Origin of the sequence: Alistipes sp., from assembly GCF_020026455.1 — a bacterium.
GTDB lineage: Bacteria > Bacteroidota > Bacteroidia > Bacteroidales > Rikenellaceae > Alistipes.
Map to the genome: position 1 here is coordinate 59,611 of NZ_JAHHQJ010000005.1, position 20,402 is coordinate 80,012.

Consider the following 20,402-nt stretch of genomic DNA (forward strand, 5'->3'; position numbering starts at 1 on the left):
GTTCCTATCATCTGTCCGGCTCGGTGGCGACGGGAAGCGACGGCGGGATGGCTGCAGCCGACACGGCGCGCCGCTTGTCGGGCCGCGAACCCATCACATAATGCAGGTGCACACCGTCGCGGATGTCGTTGTAGGTGATGTACGACTTGTCCCACACGCGGCCATCGACGTACATGCGGCGAATGTAGACGTTCTCCGGGCTCCAGTTCTCGGTCGTCACGCGAATGGACTTCCCGTTGGAGAGGCGCAGTTCGACGCCTTCGACCGTCGGCGAGCCGATATTGTAGACATTGCTCGACGGTGCCGTCGGGTAGAAGCCCATCGTATTGAACAGGTACCACGCCGACATCTGGCCGCAGTCGTCGTTGCCGCTCAACGAGCCGGGTTCGTTGCCGTAGAAGGCGTCCGAAATGCGGCGCACCCACTGTTGGCATTTCCACGGCTGCCCGAGGTAGTTGTACAGGTAGACGATGTTGTGGCAGGGCTCGTTGCCGTGCCAGTAGGCGCCGATACGCCCCTGTATGTCGTGCGCACCCGGGATATCATCGGGCAGTTTGGTCACGAAGAGCGAGTCGAGACGCGTTTCGTACAGCTTGCGGCCCACGCGGTCGATGTGTCCCGCGACGTCGTGCGGCACGTACCACGTATATTGCAGCGTGAATCCCTCCGTAATATCGCCCCAACCGTGCACCGAGCCCGGGCCCTGATAGGCAATGGGCGTGAAGGGCGTGCGCCAGCGGCCCTGGCTGTCGCGGCCCCGCATGAACTTCGTTTCGGGGTCAATCAGGTTGCGGTACGAGAGCGAGCGGCGCAGGAAATAGTCGCAGTCCTCCTCCTTGCCGAGCGCGCGGGCGGCCTGTGCGATGCAATAGTCGTCGTAGGCGTATTCGAGGGTCTTGGAAACCGATTCGCGCTCCTTGTCGAATGGCACCCAGCCCAGCTCCGTATATTCGGGCAGGCAGTCGTAATTGGGATTGGTCGCCGTGCGCTTCATCGCTTCGAAGGCCCGCTCGTAATCGAAGCCGGGAATCTGCTTGACAATCATGTCGGCCAGCACCGATACGGCATGGTACCCGATCATGCACCAGGTTTCGTTGCCGTAGAACGACCAGATGGGCAGCATCCGCTCGACGCTCTTGTCGTAGTGTGCCAGCATCGAGTTGGCCACGTCGGCACTCATGTCCGCCCGCACGAGGTTCATCAGCGGATGGAAGGCGCGGTAGGTGTCCCAGAACGAAAAAGTCGTATAGTTGGTAAATCCCTCGGCGCGCCCGATGCTCTTGTCGTGCTCGCGGAAGCGGCCGTCCGCATCCTGGAAAAGGAACGGAGAGAGGAAACAACGGTACGCCGATGTGTAAAACGTCTCCTTTACCCGCTGCGGGCCCTCGACCGTGAACCGCGAAAGCTCGCGCTCCCACAGTTGCTCACTGCGGCTGCGCACCTCGTCGAACGTAAGGCCGTCGATCTCGCGCAGGTTGCCCCGGGCGCCCGCCGGGTCGACCGACGAAATGGCGACGCGGACGGTCACCTGCTGGTCCTGCCGCGTGGCGAAACGCACCCAGAATTTCAGGTCTTCGCCCCACGCCTCGCAATCGCTGCGGAAACGTTTCGTGTTGTAGCACACCCGTTTGCCGCCCTCCATGATGCCGAAGTCGTCGAGCGGTTCGGAAAACTCGGCCACGAAATAAACATGGCGCTCGGCGCCCCAGCCCTGCACGAGTTTATAGCCCGTGATGGTGTGGTCGTCCTCCTTGCGGAGGTTGGCCCACCGGCATTTCCACCACAGCGTATGCTGCATGTCGACCAGGATGAAGGCGTCGTCGGCCTCGGGATAGGTGAAGCGCAGGATGCCGCTGCGCTGTGCCGCCGTCATCTCGGCCTTCACGCCGTAGTCCGTGAGGTTCACGCCGTAATAGGCGGGCGAGCACCACTCCTCGTCGTGGCTGTACCGCGATCGGTAACCGGCGTCGGGGTCGTCGTGCGTGCCGGGTTCGAGTTTGATTTCCCCCACGCCCGGCATGAAGAGAAAGTCGCCCAGATCGGGGATGCCCGTACCGCTCAAATGGTTGAGCGAGAATCCCATCAGTGTCTTGTGCGCGTATTTGTAGCCCGAGGCGGCATCGTAATAATCGTTGTCCGTATCGGGGCTGATCTGAATGCCGCCAAACGGCGCCTGCGCACCGGGATAGACGTTGCCGAAGCCGTCGGTGCCGACCAGCGGACGGACATAGCCGATGCGCGGGGCATCGTCGGCCGCAACCGAGAACGCCCACAGCAATGCAGCGCATGCGGCAACAAACCTTATCTGTGTAAATTTCATGTTTGCAGTCATTTTATTGTTCGCAACTCAGGGAGTAGGGCCGTTCTTCGGCCGAAAAGTGGCGGCGCTTGTCGGGCGTGGAACGCATGTCGAACTCCAGCACGGCACCCTCTTTCAGGTCGGCATAGGTGATATACGCCCGGGTGTAGGGTTTCCCGTTGAGTTTCACCCCATGCACATAGCGGTTCTTCGAGCTGACGCCCGGCGCCTTAATTTCCAGGTAGCGACCCTCGCCGACCCTCACTTTCATGTAAGGCAGATAGGGTGCGCCCAGCACATACTGGTCGGTGCCCGGGCAGACGGGATAGAATCCCATCGCCGTGAAAATGTACCATGCCGACATCTGGCCGCAGTCGTCGTTGCCGCACAGGCCGTCGACCGTCGGACGGTACATGCGATCCATGATCTCACGCACCCAGTACTGCGTTTTCCACGGCTGCGAAGTCCACATGTAGAGGTAGGGCACGTGGTGGCTCGGCTCGTTGCCGTGGACATACATGCCCAGCAGCCCCTCGCGCGTCACGTCCTCGGTCTGAGCGAAATACCTGTCGGGCAGGTACTCGGTAAAGAGGCTGTCCAGACGCGCCGTGAACCGATCGTCGCCGCCCATCAGGGCAATCAACCCCGCCGGGTCGTGCGGCACGTACATCGAGTAGTTCCACGAGTTGCCCTCGATGAATCCCTGTCCGTGCGTATCGTAGCGGTTGAAGTCGGGCTTCCAGCTCCCGTCGCTCATCCGCGCCCGGGCAAACCCCGTCTCCGGATCGAAGACATTGCGGTAGTTCAACGCCCGGCGGCGGTAGGTTTCGGCCTCATCGGAGAGCCCCATGCGCTGGGCTGTCCGGTAGATCACCCAGTCGTCGTAGGCATATTCCAGCGTCATCGACGAACCCGTGGACTTCACGTCGCAGGGTACGTAACCCAGTTTCTTGTAAATGCCCGTTCCGTCGTAATAGTCGCAGTTGGCACTGCTGACCATCGCCTCAAACGCCGGCTTCGGGTCGACGTCGATTCCCTTGTCGAGGGCGTCGCCCACCACCGACACCGAATGGTAGCCTATCATGCACCAATTCTCGTTGCCCATGTGTGACCATACGGGCAGGATGCGGTGCACGCTCTGGCGGCTGTGAGCGAGCATCGAGTTCACGATGTCGCGGCTGCGGTCGCGGCAGATGAGGTTGAAGAGCGGGTGCAATGCCCGGTAGGTGTCCCAAACCGAGAAAACGGTATAATTGGTGAAATCCCCGGCCTGGTGTATCTCGTGGTCGATACCGCGGTATTTACCGTCCGTGTCCATATAGACCGACGGATTTATCATCGTATGGTAGAGCGACGTATAGAGCATACGCAGCGCCTCGTCGCTGCCCTGGGCTTCAATTGCCGACATCTGCTCCTCCCACTTGCGTGCGGCATCGGCCGCCGCCTGGTCGAACGTGCACCCGCCAGCCTCGGCACGCAGGTTGGCCAGCGCCCCGCGCGTTCCCACGGCCGACAGCGCCACCTTGACCTCGAGCGGTGCGGAATCGTCGCCGAAATCGAAGTGCATCACGATGCCGCATCCGCCGATTTCGGGGAAGTTCCGCTCCGTGTCGAACTTCCGCCAGCCTCCGCCGTAATCGAGCGGCCGGCGGTCGCGCGCGCCGTATTCGCGCACGGGCTTGGAGAAGCTCATGGCAAAATAGGTGTAGTTGGTGCGCGCCCATCCGCTGGTGATGCGGTAGCCCGTCACCAAGGTGTCGTTCTCGACACGCACCTGTGCCCAGCGGGTCTTGCCCTCGTAGTTGTAGATGCCGTGGTCGAGGTCGAGAATCAGGTGCTGGTCTTCGCCCTCGGGATAGGTGTATTTGTGCAAGCCCACCCGCTCGGTGGCGGTCAACTGGGCCCGGATGCCGTAGTCGTCGAGCATCACCTCGTAATAGCCCGCCGCGGCGCGTTCGCGCTCGTGCGAGAAGCGCGAGCGGTAGCCCGTTTCGGGATGTTCGGCCGTGCCGCGCTCGGTGCGTATCTCCCCCACGGTCGGCATCAGCAGGATGTCGCCCAGATCGGAGTGCCCCGTGCCGCTGAAATGCGTGTGCGAGAAGCCGACGATCGTCGGGTCGTCGTACTGATACCCGGCGCAGTAGCGGTAGGCCTCGGGCTGGTACTTGCCGTCGATGCTGTGCGGCACCATCTCCGTGTCGGGGCTCAATTGCACGATGCCGTGCGGCACGCAGGCCCCGGGGAAAACATGTCCCATGCTGCGGGTGCCGATCATCGGGTCGATGTAGTCCGCCGCCGGGCGTGTCTGCGCAGCGGCCACAACGACCGGGCAGGCCGCAATCAGGGCAATCAGGAAATTCTTCATAACTGTCATTTCGGTTTGTTGTACCACAGGACGGGAGATGCCCCGGTCAAGGCCGGAGCACCTCCGTCCGCAGCAGGCCATCAGGCCTCGCGTATCTTGATCCAGTAAGGATAGGAAGGATCGGGGCTCACCAGGTAGAAATAGTGCTTGTTACCGTCATAGGGGACGCTTTCTGCCTTGTAGACATGGAATCCCCGCTCGCCGAAGAGCAGCCGCTCGAGCGGTTTGACGAGTTTCAGCGACTCCTCGCTGCTCATCTTGCTGCCGTCGGCCTTCGCGAATGCACCCGTCACGGCGCCTTTGGTGAAAATCATGCGGTCGCCTTCGACTTTGTAGGCGCTGACGGCGATGGATACGGGATGAGTTTCATACCCGTTGCAGAACGACTTGATGTCGATGCGCTGTCCCTTGCCCACCGCGAAAACCTCGATGGCACAAGGTCCGCCGGGCGTGCTGCCGTTCGACTGCATGTTGGGGTAGAAGATATAGCGATCCGCGCCCGTCATGCCCGGAATAGCATCCTCGGTCGTCGGCAGACAGAGCCGCGAATGGGGAATGAATACCGGCGTTCCGCCCTCGTACTTGTCGACCGGATAGGTAAAGAAATACTCCAGCGGATGCTCCTCGCTCTGCATCGGCGTGCGGATCGTGCAGGAAAGCCCCTCCACGTTCGGCGTGTAGGTCTTCGCCCATGTAAGGCCCTTGTAGGTGACCCCGCCCACCTTGAGCGGCTCCCGGAAGGTGATGACACCCGCCTCGGTCGCATCGACGGACACGGTCTTGTACTGCGCCTTGTTGCGCGCCATCTCCCGGTAATTGCCTTCGGTGTAGACCGCCTCGGAATCCTCGATCCAAATCAGATCGGCCATGCCAGCCTCCGCATTGAGGGTGTAGTGCAGTTTGAAATTCTTGTTGCTGCTGTCGAAGAACGTACCGTAGGGTTTCATGCCCTGCGCCACGAGCTGCGCCAGGTGATTCTCGCCGCCCGGCTTCTTGTCCCCGCCTTCGGAGTGGAGGCCGTCGCGCACCTTCACCCAGAGGTTGCCCGTCTTGGAAATCAGGTAAAAGCCCTTGCCGTTCGAATCGCTCTCCTCGATTACGTACAGGCCGTCGGCATGGAAATAGAAATCGGTAAACGGTTTCAGGTCGGAGGCCACCTGCCTGATGGGGTACGATGTGATCTCGGAACCGGTAGGAATCTTCAGGAAGTCGCCCTGCTTGCTGGCGTAGAAGCGAATCCAGTCGGCGTCGTTGTCGAAGCGTGCGGTCTTGGGATCGTTCGTATAATCGTTCACGAAGAGGTAGTTAGCTGTCGTTCCGTCGCCCGCATAGACCTCCACGCGCAGCGGAATATCGTCGGCATAGGGATAGAAGAGGATGCTGCGGAACTTGTCCGAAGCCAGCACCGACCAGAGCGTCGGGTGGGCTGTGCCGCACTTGAGCTTGCCTCCGAGGTTATACTGCTTGGAAGACTTGTCCACGAAGCCGGGATGCGCCTCGGTCGGGGCGGTGATTTTCGCTTCCGCCACGTTGAAGGCGAGGCTTTCACCGGCAATCGTGTAGGAGAGCGAACTGTACGCCACCCCGTTAATCGTGATGGCCGGCCACTGGATGCCGTACTGTGCGTCGGTCACCTTCAGTTCGAAGGCTGCCGACTCGTGTTTGGCGTCCTTGTCCGTAGCATTGATCCAGGTGAACTCCATTTTGTGTGACTTCTTGTCGACGGCATAGCGGGCCAGGAACTTATTCTCACTGTCGCGCAGGACGCCCTGCATGGCGTTTTTCTTCGCCAGGGCCAGCCATACCAACTTCTCGCCCAGCTTGAGGACGTCATCCGACGTGGCTTTGGTCAAGACGACAGGCTTGCCCGACGAGGCGCCTACGCAGTTGATGGTCGTCTCGGTCGTCGACTTGACGATGAGCTGCTTCTCGCGGAACTCCGACTCGATGCTTTCGTCGCTGAGCATCGTGGGGCCGTCGAACGTGATAACCGCGCCGCCCTCCCTGAGTGCCGAAACGCTGAAAAGAGCCAGGTTTTTCTCGTTTTCCGAAACGGGCGAGTCGCTCGCCACCGAGCTGTCGGACATGAAGTTGAACAAAATCGTATAGCTTTTCCCGGCAGCGGGCTCATACTCCGCCACCCAATTGTATTCCAGCATACTTTTGTAGGTCAGCGCCTCTTTCACGGCTGCCGACTCGGCATTCTCGCCGGCCGAGGCGCCCTCCTCCTTGGTCTGGGACTCGAGTCCGTCGAGGGAAACATCCTCACGGCATCCCGCAGCAAAGACGAGCAGCAAGGCCGCCAGAAATATCGTTATTTTTTTCATGGCTGTCATCCAGATTTAGCGTTTTTGGTAATTGGTTTTATCGGCCTTGTAGAGCGCCCAAAGCGCCTGTTCATTGGCATCCTCGCCCAGCGCATATTTGAGCGCCGCATCCCAGCTCCACGGATTGATCGTGCGCATCGACGCATTGATTTTGCGGATGGCGTCCTTGTCCTTCGTCTGTGTCAGCCAGTAGCAGAAGAAGCCCGTCGTCTGGTAGCCCGACATCAGGCTGCCGTTGGTATTGCGGGTGGCATAGTCGTGGTAGCCCGCCACCGTGCGCACCGCGTCGGCCAGGCCTTCGATTGCCGACCACGACAGATTGCCCTGACTGTAAGGGGGAATGCCCTGCGGTTCGAGCTGGAACGCGTGCACCATCTCGTGAAAAAGCACGCCGCGCGTTTCGAGGCTCAACTTGAGCAGCGACTCGTTGGCCGATTTCTGAATCCAGTCGGTCGAGTAATGAATGTTGATTTTGGGCGACGAACCTCCCTTGTACGACACTTCGCCGGGCATCGGCTCGAGGAAATACTCGATGGTGTTCACCGGGAAGCGCTCGTCCTCATCGCTGAAATAGAGGAGGGTGCAAATCTCCAGCGCATGCCACTTCAGGTAGGCGATCTTGTCCTGCACGAGCACGTCGTAGAGTTTGGAACCCTTGTCCTCGGCCAGGTCGATGAACAGGATTTCGGGCGACTTAAAGTTTTTCCACGTGGCATAGGGGTCCTCCTTGTGGAAAAGGATGTCCGAAAGCGTCAGTTTGTCGCCGCCGTTGGCCTTGAACACGAACTTGTATTTGGCATATTCGGCCGGGGTCTTCAGGTAATAGATATGTTTCTGGAAACGGGCGATGAACGCAATCTCCGAACGGCTGTCCACCTCGTTCCACGACGCGCCGTCGTTCGACCCGTAGACCGTCCACGACACGGGGTCGTAGAGCGTTTCGACGCCGTTGTCGCCCTGCTCCACCACGCCCGACGATACGAGCGTGTAGGCCACGATCCGCCCGGCGCTACAATCCACGACCGCCTCGACGCTGTTCTCAGCGCCGACTTCGGCCTCGAAGTAGGTCGTAAGGTCGTCGTCAAGGAGCACCCCCACGTCGGACGACGGCTTGGCGCCGATGCCGCCGATCTCCACGCTGCCGCCCGGGGCCGGCAGGAAATGCGGCTCTTCATCGGCACAGGAGCAGAGAAGCGCCCCCGCAAAAAGCATATATGTTATCTTCTTCATCATTTTCAGGTTTTAAAGTCCGTTAATATCCGTAATTCTGGTCGCTCTCCGAGATGCCCGAGTTGGAGTCGATTTCGGCCTGCGGAATCGGCAGCGTCAGACGGTAGTCGTCGGCCGAAAGGGTCTTGCCCTCGCGCGTCATGGCCACTTTCAGACGGCGCGCGTCGAACAGGCGGTGTCCCTCCCATACCAGCTCGCAGCGGCGCTCCTTGATAAGCTCGGCCAGCAGCCCCTCGTAGGTCTGCGGCGCGTAGCCTTCGATACGTTCGGCGCGCAGTTCGTTGAGCAGGCGGTTGGCCTCCGCCAGGTCGGGGTTCTCACGCATCATCAGCGCCTCGATGGCTATGAGCTGCATCTCCTCGGCGCGGAACATTTTCTCGTCGAGGCGGCCGATGTCCGACGCGTCGCCGAACCACTTGGTGACCATCCACACGGGTGACCCGGCGCGGTCACGGCCGTATTCGAAGAAGATCGGCTTGCGGACGTCTTTTTCTGAAAACTGGGCGCGCAGTTCATTGCTCGGGCGGAAAACGCTCGAATAGTCGCGGCCCACGAAGAGGGTCCCGATTTCCGACGAGCCTGCGGGACGCGACAGCTTGAAAATCGTACCGGCGTTCGACTTGTCCAGCCAGAGGTTCTGCACCTCGCCGCGTTTGGCGATACCTACGGCACGCAGGGCGTTGCTGGCATAGATGTAGGCGTGGGTGTACTTTTTGTGATAGAGCGAGACCCGCGCACGGAGTGCATCGACCGCAGCCTGCGAAATGTAGGCCGTCGAGTTGGTCGCCTTGTTGTCGGCCGCCAGGTCGGGAGCCGCTACCGTCAGCATGTCGTATGCGCGTGTGAGGTCGGTCATGATCTGCTCGTAGCATGCGCCGACCTTGTCGCGCGAGGGATTGCCCACCACGTGATAATGGCTGACGTACGGGATGCCCTGCGCCTCGTCGTTCGAAAAATCGGAGAAGAAGCAGAGCAGCTCGAAATGCGCATAGGCGCGGAAGAAGTAAGCCGTGCCGAGCGACACCTGCAGCGAGGTTTCCTCTTCGGTGTTAAGCGGCACCACCTTCTGGCCGTAGTGAAGCACGCGGTTGGCTTGGTTGACGATACTGTAGTAATGCGCCCACAAGCCGGCGACTTCGCCCGACGTGGCGGTGTAGACCCAGCCGGCGAGGTCGGTTCCGGCGCCACCCGAGTCGCCGCCCTGCACGCAGTCGTCGGCGATATATTCCGCAACGGAAAGTTTCGAGCGCAGGCTGGCCATGCCGTAAATGCCGACCACGGCCTTATGGACGTTCTGCACGTTGCCGAACGCCTTGTCGGGGCCGACCATGTCCGTGGGATCGAGGTCGGTATAGTTACATGACGAGAGCGTAAAAGCCGCCAGCAGCGCCATGATGCATATCGATTGTATCTTTTTCATTGTCTGGTTCATTTTAGGATTAGAAATTCATATCCACACCGAACGTGATGGTACGGGGCTTCGGATAGGCCATGACGTCCTGCGCACCGTTGACCTCGGGGTCGGCACCCGTATATCCCGTCCATGTCACGAGGTTCTCGCCCTGTGCATAGAGCGTCAGGTTGCGGATGAAGCCGGTCTTCCGCATCCAGCGTTCGGGCAGCGCCCACGACAGGCGCAGGGTCTTCAGACGCAGGTAGGAGGCATCCTCGAGGAACTGCGAGGCCATCGGCGAGGGCTGAATGCCGTCGCGGAAAGCCGGCACGTCGGTCACATCGCCCTCTTTCATCCACATGCGGAGCATGCGCACGGGCTTGTTGCCGTTGAACTTGTGGTTGTCTATATACCAGCGCTGGCAGTTCATCACCGTATAGTGGTAGGCATAGGTGAACTGTGCGTCGAGCTGCACGCCCTTGTAGCGCAGCCGGGTCGTGATGCCGCCGAAGACGGGCACTTCATAGGTTCCCAGATGGTCGGCCATATACGCCTGGTTGATGTCGGTCGTGAACTGTCCGTAGTTGTCGTAGAAGACGGGCATGCCGTTGGCCGGGCTGACGCCTGCATAGTAAGGCATGATCCACGTACCGAGCGGACGACCCAGTTCATAGAGGGTGTTGCCGTTTTTGTAGCGCCCCTCCTTGTTCGACCAGGTACCCAGATCGGTAATCTCGCTCTTGTTGTAGGTGTAGTTGAACCCGAGATCCCACTGGAAGTTCTGCGTCTTGACGGGCGTGGTGTTGACGCTGAGCTCGACACCACGGTTGACGATGGAGCCTGCATTGGCCAAAATCGAGCCGAAGCCGCTGGTCATCGAGATGTTCTTCGACATGTAGAGGTCTTTGGTCTTGATGTTGTAGAAGTCGAAGGTGACATTCACACGCGAATCCAGTACCGACACGTCCAGTCCGACATTGGTCTGGGCCGAGGTTTCCCAGCGCAGTTCGCTGTTGCCGAGCTGGCCGTGGCTGTAGCCCGATTCGCCGTTGTAGGACGAGTTGTAGTAGCCGTCGAACGTTCCGAAGTCGCTCACGCCGTCCTGGTTACCCGTCGTGCCGTAGCTGGCGCGCAATTTCAGCTGATTGAGCCACTTTGCGTTGTCGAACCACGACTCCGAAGAGAGGAGCCAGCTGGCGCCGACCGACCAGAACGTGGCGCTGGCGTTGTCCTCGTAGAATTTCGACGAGGTGTCGTGGCGAAGCGAGGCCGAAAAGTTGTACTTGTTGCCGATCGAATAGCTGGCCTGCGCGAAGAACGACAAGAGGTTGCTCATCGTGCGTCCGCCGCCGATCGAGGGCGGGAAAAGCGATGAACCCGACTTGTCACCGATACCGGACGGCGACTGCATCATGTCCGAATTCAGGTCGTAGCCCGTGAAGTTCGACGAGTACCATTTGCCCTGGAACATCTCCATGCCGGCTACGGCGTTGAGCGAATGTCCGTTGGCGAAATCCTTGTTGACGTTGATGGTATTGGTCCACGTGTAGCGGAACAGCTCCGAGGAGGACTGTCCGTAGTAACCGTGATTCTGCTGCGCATTGGGATGGTCGCGGTGCAGTGTCGTCACGCTGCGGTCGTACATGAAATCCAGTCCGAAATTGGTCTTTACGGAGAGCCAGTCCGTGATGGAGGCTTTCGCATACACCGAAGCGACGGTTTTCAGACCGCCCGTTTCGCGGTTGAAATATTTGGTGATGAGCGTCGGGTTGTCGACGTTGTACCAGTCGTCGGGCGACTCGTAGGGATAGGCCAGCAGCGTGGTAAACCACGGGTTGCCCCAGTTCTGGCGTCCGGCGCCGGCTTCGGGGTCTGCAAAGTTGGTCTTGCTGTAACCGGCCGTGGCCTTCAGTCCCAGGTCGAGCCACTTGGTCGCCTTGTGGTCGATATTGAAACGCGTCGAATAACGGTTGAGGTCCGACTTCTTGAGAATTCCCTGCTGCGTCAGGTAAGAGCCCGAGATGAAGAACCGAGTCTTGTCGTTGCCGCCCGAGACCGAGATACTGTGCTCCTGCAGGAAACCCGTTTGGGTCATCAGGTCCATCCAGTCCGTGTTGGTGGCGCGGGCCTTGGCCAGACGCGCGAGGTCGGCCTCCGAGGCCGTGCCGTCCTTTTCGCGCTTGAGGTACTGCATCATCGGATAGAAGTTGCTGTTGGGTTCCGACATCACGCACTGCAGCTGATACTGGAGGTTCTGCTCGCTGTTCATCATATCGATGTAATCCACCAGGAACGAGAAGCCGAATTGGTTGCGGTAGTTGATGTTCGTGCGTCCGCTCTGGCCGCTTTTGGTCGTGATGACAATCACGCCGTTGGCGCCGCGCGAACCGTAGATCGCCGTAGCCGAAGCGTCTTTCAGCACCTGGATGTCGGCGATGTCGTTGGAGTTGAGCGCCGCGAAATCGGCCGACTGCACCATCACGCCGTCCATAATATAAAGAGGCGTGTTGCTACCATTGATCGATCCCGTACCGCGAATGCGGATCGAGAGGTCGTTGCTGCCCGGTTGTCCCGAACCGCTGGAGATCATCACGCCGGGCGTCTGGCCCTGCAATCGGTTTTCAAGCGTCGGCGACGACTGGAATTGGAGTTTTTCGCCCTTCACTTGCGAGAGGGCTCCCGTGGTTTGGGCGCGGCGTACGGTGTTGTAACCTACGACCACGACATCATCGAGCCGCTGGGCGTCCTCCATGAGTCTGACTTCGATCTTCGTGCGCGAAGCGACGGCTACCTCCTGCGTACTGTAGCCTACATACGATATGGAGAGAACGGCGTCGTCCGGACAAGCGATCGTTGTAACGCCATTGACATCGGTCGAGGCGCCCGATACGGTTCCCTTGACCACGACACTCGCACCGATTACCGGCCCCGCCTGATCAACGACAACCACCGTACGCGTGGCAGTCGTCTTCTGCTCCTGTGCCGAGACGGTCAATCCCGGCAGCAGGGAGAGCAGGACCATACAAACAGAGAAAATGTGCAATTTCATTAATTTTTGGTTTAGGTTGATAAAATGGTTTCCGTAGAACAGTAGTTTTGTAGAATCATGCGGGAGCGTCGGTTTCGGATCCAGAAACGCTGCCTGCAGTTTTGAGAGGATGGACTATTTCAGTCATGGAAAGTCAGCAGTTCGGTTTGAGGTTTTTACAAATGTAGCGAACAGCCCCGGGGAGAGGGATGCACCGCGGACAAAAAAAGTATCCTGATTCGCATGAGGCAAATTACCAGCTCTTTTATGCAAATCAGGATACTTTTTCCGCTCCCGGAGCAAACTACTGCTTCATGCGGTATTCCTTGGGTTTGAGCCCGTATTTCTTTTGGAATTCGCGGTAAAAATAGGACTTGTTCGAAATCCCCACACGGTACATGATCTCCTGAATGGTGAGGTTCGTGGTCGTCAGCAGGCGGGCCGCATATTCGAAACGGTACTCCTTGATGAACTCGCTCGGCGTGCGCCCCGAAATCTTCTTGAACTTCCGGTAGAAATTGCGTGCCGTCAGTCCGAGGCGTTCCGCAATCAGCTCTATGCGCAGGTTCTCGCTCTCGATATGTTCCTGGATGGTGTCCACGACGGTGTCCATGAAAAGTTTGTCGGTCTGATGCATCTTCTGCCCCTCGACAACCGTATAGACGCTCTCGGGCGTATTGTAATAATCCTTCAGCATCCGGCGGCTGGCTATCAGCCGTTCGACCGTGGCGCAGAGCACGGGCACGGAGAAGGGTTTGGTCAGGTAGGCGTCAGCTCCCGACGCCAGACCTTCGACCTGCTCGCTCTCGGTAATCTTTGCCGAAACGACGACGATCGGGATACCGCGCAGGAATTTATCGCTGCGCACGGCATTCACCAACTCCAGTCCGCTCGCGCCCGCCATGACGATGTCGGTGATGATCAAGTCGGGCGTCATCTCGCCCAGACGCGCGAGCGCCTCGTCCACATCGTGGCACGTGCTGACGCGGAACTCGCCGGAGAGCGCCGATTCGATCAGCCATACGATGTCCTTGTTGTCGTCCACGACCAGCACGAGGGGTTTTTCACCCCCGCGCGGCAGGGCCGGAGCGACTTCGGCCGACTTCGGCACCGCCTCCGCACCGGCATCCTCGTCCGTCACCTCGCGGTATGGCAAGCGCACCGTAAATTCGGCATAGCTGCCGACCTCGCTATCCACCGAAATTTCCCCGCCGAGCGCCTGCACCAGCCCGCGGCAGATGAAGAGTCCCAGACCGTTGCGCGACGTGGAGTCGGTGTACATATTGCGATCCATACTGTCCAGAATACGGTAACGGTCGAAGACTTGAGCCAGCTGCTCGGGGGCTATTCCCTGCCCCGTGTTCCGGACTTTCAGTTCCAGCCCGGCACCAGTTGCCGCCGCCGAAATGCGGATACAACCCCGCTGAGGCGTATATTTCATCGCATTGGACAGGAGGTTGAAGATCACTTTCTTCAGACATGCGGCATCGGTGTTCCACGTCAGCTCGGGCGGAGCCTCCAACAGCAGTTCGATGTCATTGCGTTCCGCAGCGTCGGCGAACGAGCGGACCTGCACGCAGAGCATCGCGGCGATATCGACGCTATGGATATGAACGCGGCCGAATCCCTCCTCCTCGATTTTCCGGAAATCCAGTATTTCCTGAATCAGGTCGTTCAGCCCCTTGACATTCTCGTGCATCACATCCGTATACTTGTGCAGCTGCGGATTCTCCGCGCTCAGCTGTGCGATGCGCTCGTTCATGCCGTTGATAAGCGTTAGCGGCGTACAGAGTTCGTGCGAAATGTTGACGAAGAAATTGAGCCGCGCCTCATGGAGCTTTTCGCGCTGCTCCTCCTCCAGCCGGGCCACGACGCGCTGCTGCTGCCTGCGGTAATGCCGGCGCAGCAAGGCGGCAAACAGCCACACGAGCCCCGCCGCAAGCAGGATATAGCACATAAGGGCCACCGTCGTGCGGTACCACGGCGGCAGCACCGTCAGGGGCAGAGTGTAGACCTGCGTGGCACGGTCCATGACGTTGCTCTTATAGCGCACGTGCAGCAGGTAGCTGCCCGCGGGGATATTCATAAAGGCGATGCGGTTGTCCTTCTGCAATTCCACCCACTCGTCGGAATAACCCTCCAGCATGTAGGAATACTCGTAGTTATCGCCATTCAGGTGGTCGACAGCTACGAACGAGACGGCGAAGTCGGTTGTATGGGGTGCAATACGCACCGGGAGGGGGTCATGCCCGCTGCCCGTATAATCCGACAGCGGCACGAGTGTTCCGTCCGACAGTTCGAGATCCATGAAGCGCAGCCGGGGTTTGTAGCTGGAGGGGAGCTCGCTCCCGGGGTCTATCCACACCACGCCGTTCACGCCGCCGAAAAAGAGCCGGTCGGTATAGGGACATTTCCAGTAAGCGTCGTCGCAGAACTCGATGACGCGCAAATCGGAAGAGGAGTAGTTGTGAAAAAAGTCATGGCCGGGGCTGTACTGCGTGAGACCCTTGTTCGTGCTCAGCCAGATGCAGCCGTGCGCATCCTCCAACACTCCGTGTATCATGTCGTTGACAATGCCGTTGCGGCGGTTGAACTGCCGGATGTCCCCCTCGGGCGTAAGCAGTATCAGCCCCGAGCTGGCACCGCAGTAGAGTCCCGACTCACGGCTCTTGCACAGACAGAGCAAATCGCCAAGTGCCCGGCTTTGCAGGCGCTGCATATCGACAAATGCGTACTTCTTCGTCCGCATGTCGAAGCGTATCAGCCCGTAGCCGCCGCGCAGGCCCAACAGCAGCGTCGAGTCGCTTTCGCGGATCAGGGCATAAAACTCATTGCAGTCGCGGCGATCCAGCCGGAACCGGTAACGGTGCATCGCCGTCACGACGGGCTTGTCGCCCTTTCCGATCGTCAGTTCGACCAGCGCATCCATATCGCAGGCGAGGTAGAGCGTAGAGTCGTTCACCTCGCACATCTGGTGGACGCCGCGGATCTCCGGCATCCCCGGCTGCAAGGGTAGCGTCCGCATCCGGTCGTCGTCGTATGAATAATAGGTAAGACCCGGACCCGAGGTTCCGAGCCACAAGACATTCCGGGTCGGGCTGCTGCAAAAACTGAAAACTTCGTTGCTCGTAAGTCCCTTGCTGCGGTCGTAACTGGTCAGGTGGCTGACGGGAATATTCCCGCCGCCATAGCTTTCGTAATCGCGGATGCGGATCACGCCGTCGCCCTTGGTGCCTATCCACAGGTTTCCCCTGTCGTCGGTGTGGATGGCCCGCACGGGTTTGAGCACCTTTTGCGGGATGTCCTCCATGAGCAGCGTTGTGAACAGCTCCTCCTTGTCGCAGTACATATGAACCCCGTAGCCGTCGGTTCCGACCCAAAGGATATCCTGGTTGCGGTCGGCCCAGAGGCAGAAAACGCGGTAGTCCGAGGCAATCAGCTTGCAAGGACCTCCTTCCTCGGGAACACGGCCCAGAGCACCGGCCAGGAAGCCCACATAAACCTCATCTCCGAACGGACAGATCGCCGACACGGTAAAGCCTGTCTCGCCCAGCTGCGAAAGATCGGATAGCCGTAGCAGCGATTCGTCCTTGCACACATACCGCCACAATTCGCCCGAGGAGTCGACGAAATGGATCCTGCCGCCATTGAAGAACGCCTTGCACACCGGACTCACGGAGAGCTGGTGCCCGGATACCCGCACGATACTTTTCCCCTCGCCGTCGTTGAGTCGGTAACGCACCAGTTCTCCGTCCCGCTCCAAGGAGCAGAAGACCCCGGGCGCTTCCGACCAGACGGCGACAATCTCCGCAGCGCGGACGCCCGGAACATACACATCCTCGAAAAAGGCACGCTCCGGGCGGTAGCAGGAGATAAAATCCTCGCCCGAGAAAAGCACGGTGTTTCCCTCGCTGTCCGAAGCGATATTCTCCACGTCCACATACTGCATGTAGCTTTCGACAACGCGTCGCTCGCGCAGGGAAAATTTATTGATTCCCAGCGAAGTGGACACCCACAGGTAGCCCTTTTCGGCCGGGACTATCTCCAGCACGATATTGCTGCACAGCGAGAATTCGTTGTCCAGCTCCATGCGGAAAACAAAGGTGTTCTTGCCGTTGTAGAGATGCAGTCCGTCGTAGGTTCCGATCCACATATTGGCATCCTCGTCCTGGTACATCGCCAACACGGCGTTGTTCGCCAGCTGCACGTTCGCCTTGACCAGCGACCGGGCAGAAAGGCCCGTTGCCAGCGCCAGAGCGGATAGCAACAGCAACAACCGGCAAGCCGACAGCCATGACGTATGCGGAAAACGAGAAAACACGAGTTAAAGATAGCAAGTTTTAATCAAAAACAGAAAACGGACTTGGAAAAATGGACAAAAAAGTGAAGCAAAGGTTATTTGACATGCGGCATTTTCGTGCAACCAGCCAAACCCAAACCGTCGCCTTCGCGACACCTGTTATTGATACAAAAAAATGTAACGACCCGCTAATCAAATCGTTACATCTGTCCAATCCCGTCCGTCGCCGAACGGGGGCTTTGCTGTCGCAAGGCTGAAGATCGTCTTATTTACACTGTTCGAGGATCTGCCACAGCTGGTACAGGCCGCGCGGAACGTGGAAGCAGCCCTTCCACTTCCCGCCCTTGAGCGGCAGAAGGACCTCGCCGCGGCGGTTCAGGTAACCGAACCACTCCGGATACTCTGGATCCTTGAAGTGGCTCCACATGTACGAATCCAGACGCTCGAACCACGACAGACACTCCGCGTTACCCGTGAGCCAGTAGCCCTTGAGCATCGCAATGGCCGATTCCAGATGGACCCACCACAACTTCTGGTCCCACTCCAGCTGCTGCTGAGGATGACCCAGACGATCCATGAAGTAGAAGATGCCGCCGTACGTCTTGTCCCACCCGTACTCGATCGTACGGAGAGAGATCCGAACCGCCTTGTCGATCAGGTCCTGACGCCCCAGACGCCGGCCCATGTCCATCACGAACCACATCGCCTCGAGCGAGTGGCCCGGATTGATCAAACGACCCTCGAACGAATCCACCAGCGAATTGTCGACCGCAGAGACATTCTCGACGATCAGACCCAGATCCGGCTGGTAGAAGACATCCAGCACCTCGTGCAGACACGACTCGATCGTTGACTCGATCTGCTGCGGGTCCAGCAGGTGCTCGATCTCGAGCATCAGGTTGCAGAGGATCATCGGCAGCGCAAAATCCTTGATCGGGCGGGTACCCGCATGGGACTTGCACCACTGCCCCTTCGGATTGGAGCGCTTCTCCAGAATCCGGTCGAACGTCTGCTTGGCGATCCGGGCGTACTCCGGATCCCCTGAGGCCTTGGATAGCTGGGCGAAGGCCATCGTCGCAAAGGTGTACGAGAAGATGTTGTAAGGCTCGATCAGCGGCTTGCCTTCGCGCGTGAGCGAGAAATACCAGTTGCAGGAGCCGTCGTGCCCGTACTTCTTCAGAAACTCGCCTCCGCGAAGGGCACAGTCGAGCCACTCCCGGCGCACCTCCACCTTGTTGTAGAGCATCGAGAAAAGCCAGACTTCGCGGCCCTGGAGCCAGACGAACTTGTCCGTATCGTAAACATTCCCTTTGCGGTCCAGACACGTATAGTAGCCTCCGAACTCACGGTCCTGAGAGAAATCAAGCCAGAAGGGCAAAACATTCCCTAATAGCTCCTCCTTATAGCGTTTCGACAATTGTCCTAAATCCATGATTTTCCTGTTTTTCGGGTTCGCATCCGTCAGAATGCGTAACCGGCATACCTGTATCCGCGCATACGATAGAGCGGCAGCAGACCCGGCGGACACGCTCGCGGAAATCGACGTATTCGCTCTTACGGGGAGTCCAGCCGATCTCGGCCGCGGCAGCAATACGGGGAAGAATCATATGCTGCACGTGGTCGAAATCGGGCATGAACTCCGTCCAAGTATTGGCCTGAACACCTTTCATATAGTGCTGATCCTCGGCATCGAGACCCGCCGCAGTGTCGAACGAACAGCACTTTTCCAATGTGACACATCCGCCGATCGCCAACGCTTCGCCGTTAGCCTCCGGATCGGGGGTCTGGTAATAATCCAGATAGAAACAGTCGCACGGCGTCATGATGACATCGTTGCCCTGCCGGGCGGCGGCAATGCCGTCTTTCGCATCCATCGCCAGGGTTCGCGGCAAGAGGAACCGGGTTCCCGACTCCTCGATTTGCGCCGGCATGGACACAAGGCTCACTCCGGGCGACACTCCCTCTTCCACCCGATCGGACGACGAATCGCCCTTCATCCAACCGGCGCCCGCAACCATCCAGGGCACAAGCACCGCACATAACAAGGTAACAATACGCAACATAACAGTTTCATATAAGAGCAGGACTCCTCCCGGGACCGTCGCCCGGACACCCTTCCGCCACGGCCGATTTCGGCCTTTGTGCCGATGCCGTGCAGACACAGCCTGCGGCCAGAAGGGTTTCCGGAAGGCATTTGCCCGTCGGGGTGTATTTCATAACGGATTACATTTTGGATGCCTTGTATGTCACATTGATCACCTCGACGTCTCCGCAGGCCGTGATCCGGAACGTGGGGGCCTGCTCCATGAAGTAGGAGCTGATCCACATCGAACGACTGCCGTCCGACTCCAGCTCCGAATGGATGTGCCGCCCCATATCCACACGGATCTTGCCGCGGAAACGGATGTGGAGACTGCCTCCGGCCAGGAATTCGGGCTTCAGCTTCACCTGCGGCCTGAGCCATTCGCCCTCCTTGAGGCGGAGCACGGCATCACGCACCGAGCCGTTGGTCGCAAAGTCGTCGAAGCGCACATCGGCTGTCAGGTTGCACAGATTGCCGCTCTCGATTTCGTTGATGTCCCATCCCGAAGCCGAGAAATCGAAACCCATGTCGAGCAATTTCTGGTTGGTCTGCGGGGTCTCGTAACATCCGGCATATCCGATATGGCAGCCCTGAGCATGGACCTCGCGGACGATCACGCGCAGCTGCTCGTCGGTAAAGTCACGCACATTCCCCATGCAATAGAGATAGGGAGGGCCCATGTAGTGGCAACGGTCCACAATCTCGGCGATGCTTTTATAAGTATGATACTCCAGAATCGGGCCCCGGAACTCCTCGCGCGTCCCCCAGTAGAGGATGAAGTTGTCGCCCATGATCGACCGTGTGATGCGCACCTGCTCGGCATCGACATGCGAAAGCATCGGAGCGATGTTGTTGCGACGGCACTCCAACAGGAAATCCTCCAGCGAAGAGATGTGCGTACGGTATTTGGCATAGCGCGAGCGGTAGACATAGCGCTGCATCAGCTCGTCGAAAGGAGTTTCGCGAATCACCACATCGGCCACCGAACGGCCTTCCAGATCGGTAACCTGCTCCCCCAGACACCCGCGCACGCCGTGCATCACGATGTACTTGCCGGGAGTGGCCGTGGCGTGGACGTTGCCCTCGATGAAGCGGAAGCCCAGACGGGCGGCAATCTGCACGTCGTAGACCGACTGACAGGGGATGATCGGATCGCTGTCGGCCCAGATGTCATTGATGAAGAGGTGGCTGTAATAGGGGCCACCGAATTTGAACGGCCAGTTGGCATTGACCGAATTGACCGTATTGGCCCGAATGCGCTGCTCGGTGTGGCTCATGGGAGGGGGAGCGGCCCAAATCCGTCCGCCCGTCACCCCGAGGGCCAGCAGCAGACAAAGAGTCTTGAAAATGGTTGTTTTCATCGATTCATATAAGTTG

Annotated in this window: 10 protein-coding genes; all 10 read right to left on the reverse strand. The window is 59.1% G+C overall.

The genetic code is table 11. From position 1 onward, the window contains the following. Nucleotides 1–7: 7 nt before the first annotated feature. Nucleotides 8–2,332 (reverse strand): GH92 family glycosyl hydrolase, encoded by a 2,325-nt coding sequence (locus tag QZ460_RS04140; protein ID WP_290540333.1) that lies wholly within the window; start codon nucleotides 2,330–2,332, stop codon nucleotides 8–10. A gap of 1 nt (nucleotide 2,333) precedes the next feature. Beyond that, on the reverse strand, nucleotides 2,334–4,664 hold the full coding sequence (locus QZ460_RS04145; RefSeq protein WP_290540334.1) for a GH92 family glycosyl hydrolase: 2,331 nt from the start codon (nucleotides 4,662–4,664) through the stop codon (nucleotides 2,334–2,336). Between the two features lie 80 nt (nucleotides 4,665–4,744). Beyond that, on the reverse strand, nucleotides 4,745–6,991 hold the full coding sequence (locus QZ460_RS04150; protein WP_290540335.1) for a hypothetical protein: 2,247 nt from the start codon (nucleotides 6,989–6,991) through the stop codon (nucleotides 4,745–4,747). Between the two features lie 15 nt (nucleotides 6,992–7,006). Then, complete coding sequence (locus QZ460_RS04155; RefSeq protein ID WP_290540336.1) at nucleotides 7,007–8,221, reverse strand: basic secretory protein-like protein; 1,215 nt, start codon at nucleotides 8,219–8,221, stop codon at nucleotides 7,007–7,009. Between the two features lie 22 nt (nucleotides 8,222–8,243). Continuing rightward, a complete protein-coding gene (locus QZ460_RS04160; protein WP_290540337.1) occupies nucleotides 8,244–9,641 on the reverse strand; it encodes a RagB/SusD family nutrient uptake outer membrane protein in 1,398 nt (465 codons plus the stop codon). A 19-nt stretch (nucleotides 9,642–9,660) separates the two neighbouring features. Beyond that, the gene (locus tag QZ460_RS04165; protein ID WP_290540338.1) at nucleotides 9,661–12,663 is read right to left on the reverse strand and encodes a TonB-dependent receptor; all 3,003 of its coding nucleotides are present in this window, start codon (nucleotides 12,661–12,663) and stop codon (nucleotides 9,661–9,663) included. 283 nt (nucleotides 12,664–12,946) lie between these two features. Further along, nucleotides 12,947–16,918, reverse strand: coding sequence for a hybrid sensor histidine kinase/response regulator transcription factor (locus QZ460_RS04170; RefSeq protein WP_290540339.1), 3,972 nt, complete (start codon nucleotides 16,916–16,918; stop codon nucleotides 12,947–12,949). Nucleotides 16,919–17,207: 289 nt separating this feature from the next. After that, nucleotides 17,208–18,374 carry an AGE family epimerase/isomerase gene (locus QZ460_RS04175; RefSeq protein ID WP_290540340.1) on the reverse strand — a complete coding sequence of 389 codons (1,167 nt, stop codon included), beginning with the start codon at nucleotides 18,372–18,374 and terminating at the stop codon, nucleotides 17,208–17,210. Beyond that, a complete protein-coding gene (locus tag QZ460_RS04180; protein WP_290540341.1) occupies nucleotides 18,343–19,005 on the reverse strand; it encodes a family 20 glycosylhydrolase in 663 nt (220 codons plus the stop codon). Before QZ460_RS04180 ends, QZ460_RS04175 begins: the two co-directional genes overlap by 32 nt. 160 nt (nucleotides 19,006–19,165) lie before the next feature. Then, nucleotides 19,166–20,386, reverse strand: coding sequence for a hypothetical protein (locus QZ460_RS04185; RefSeq protein WP_290540342.1), 1,221 nt, complete (start codon nucleotides 20,384–20,386; stop codon nucleotides 19,166–19,168). Between the last annotated feature and the right edge of the window lie 16 nt (nucleotides 20,387–20,402).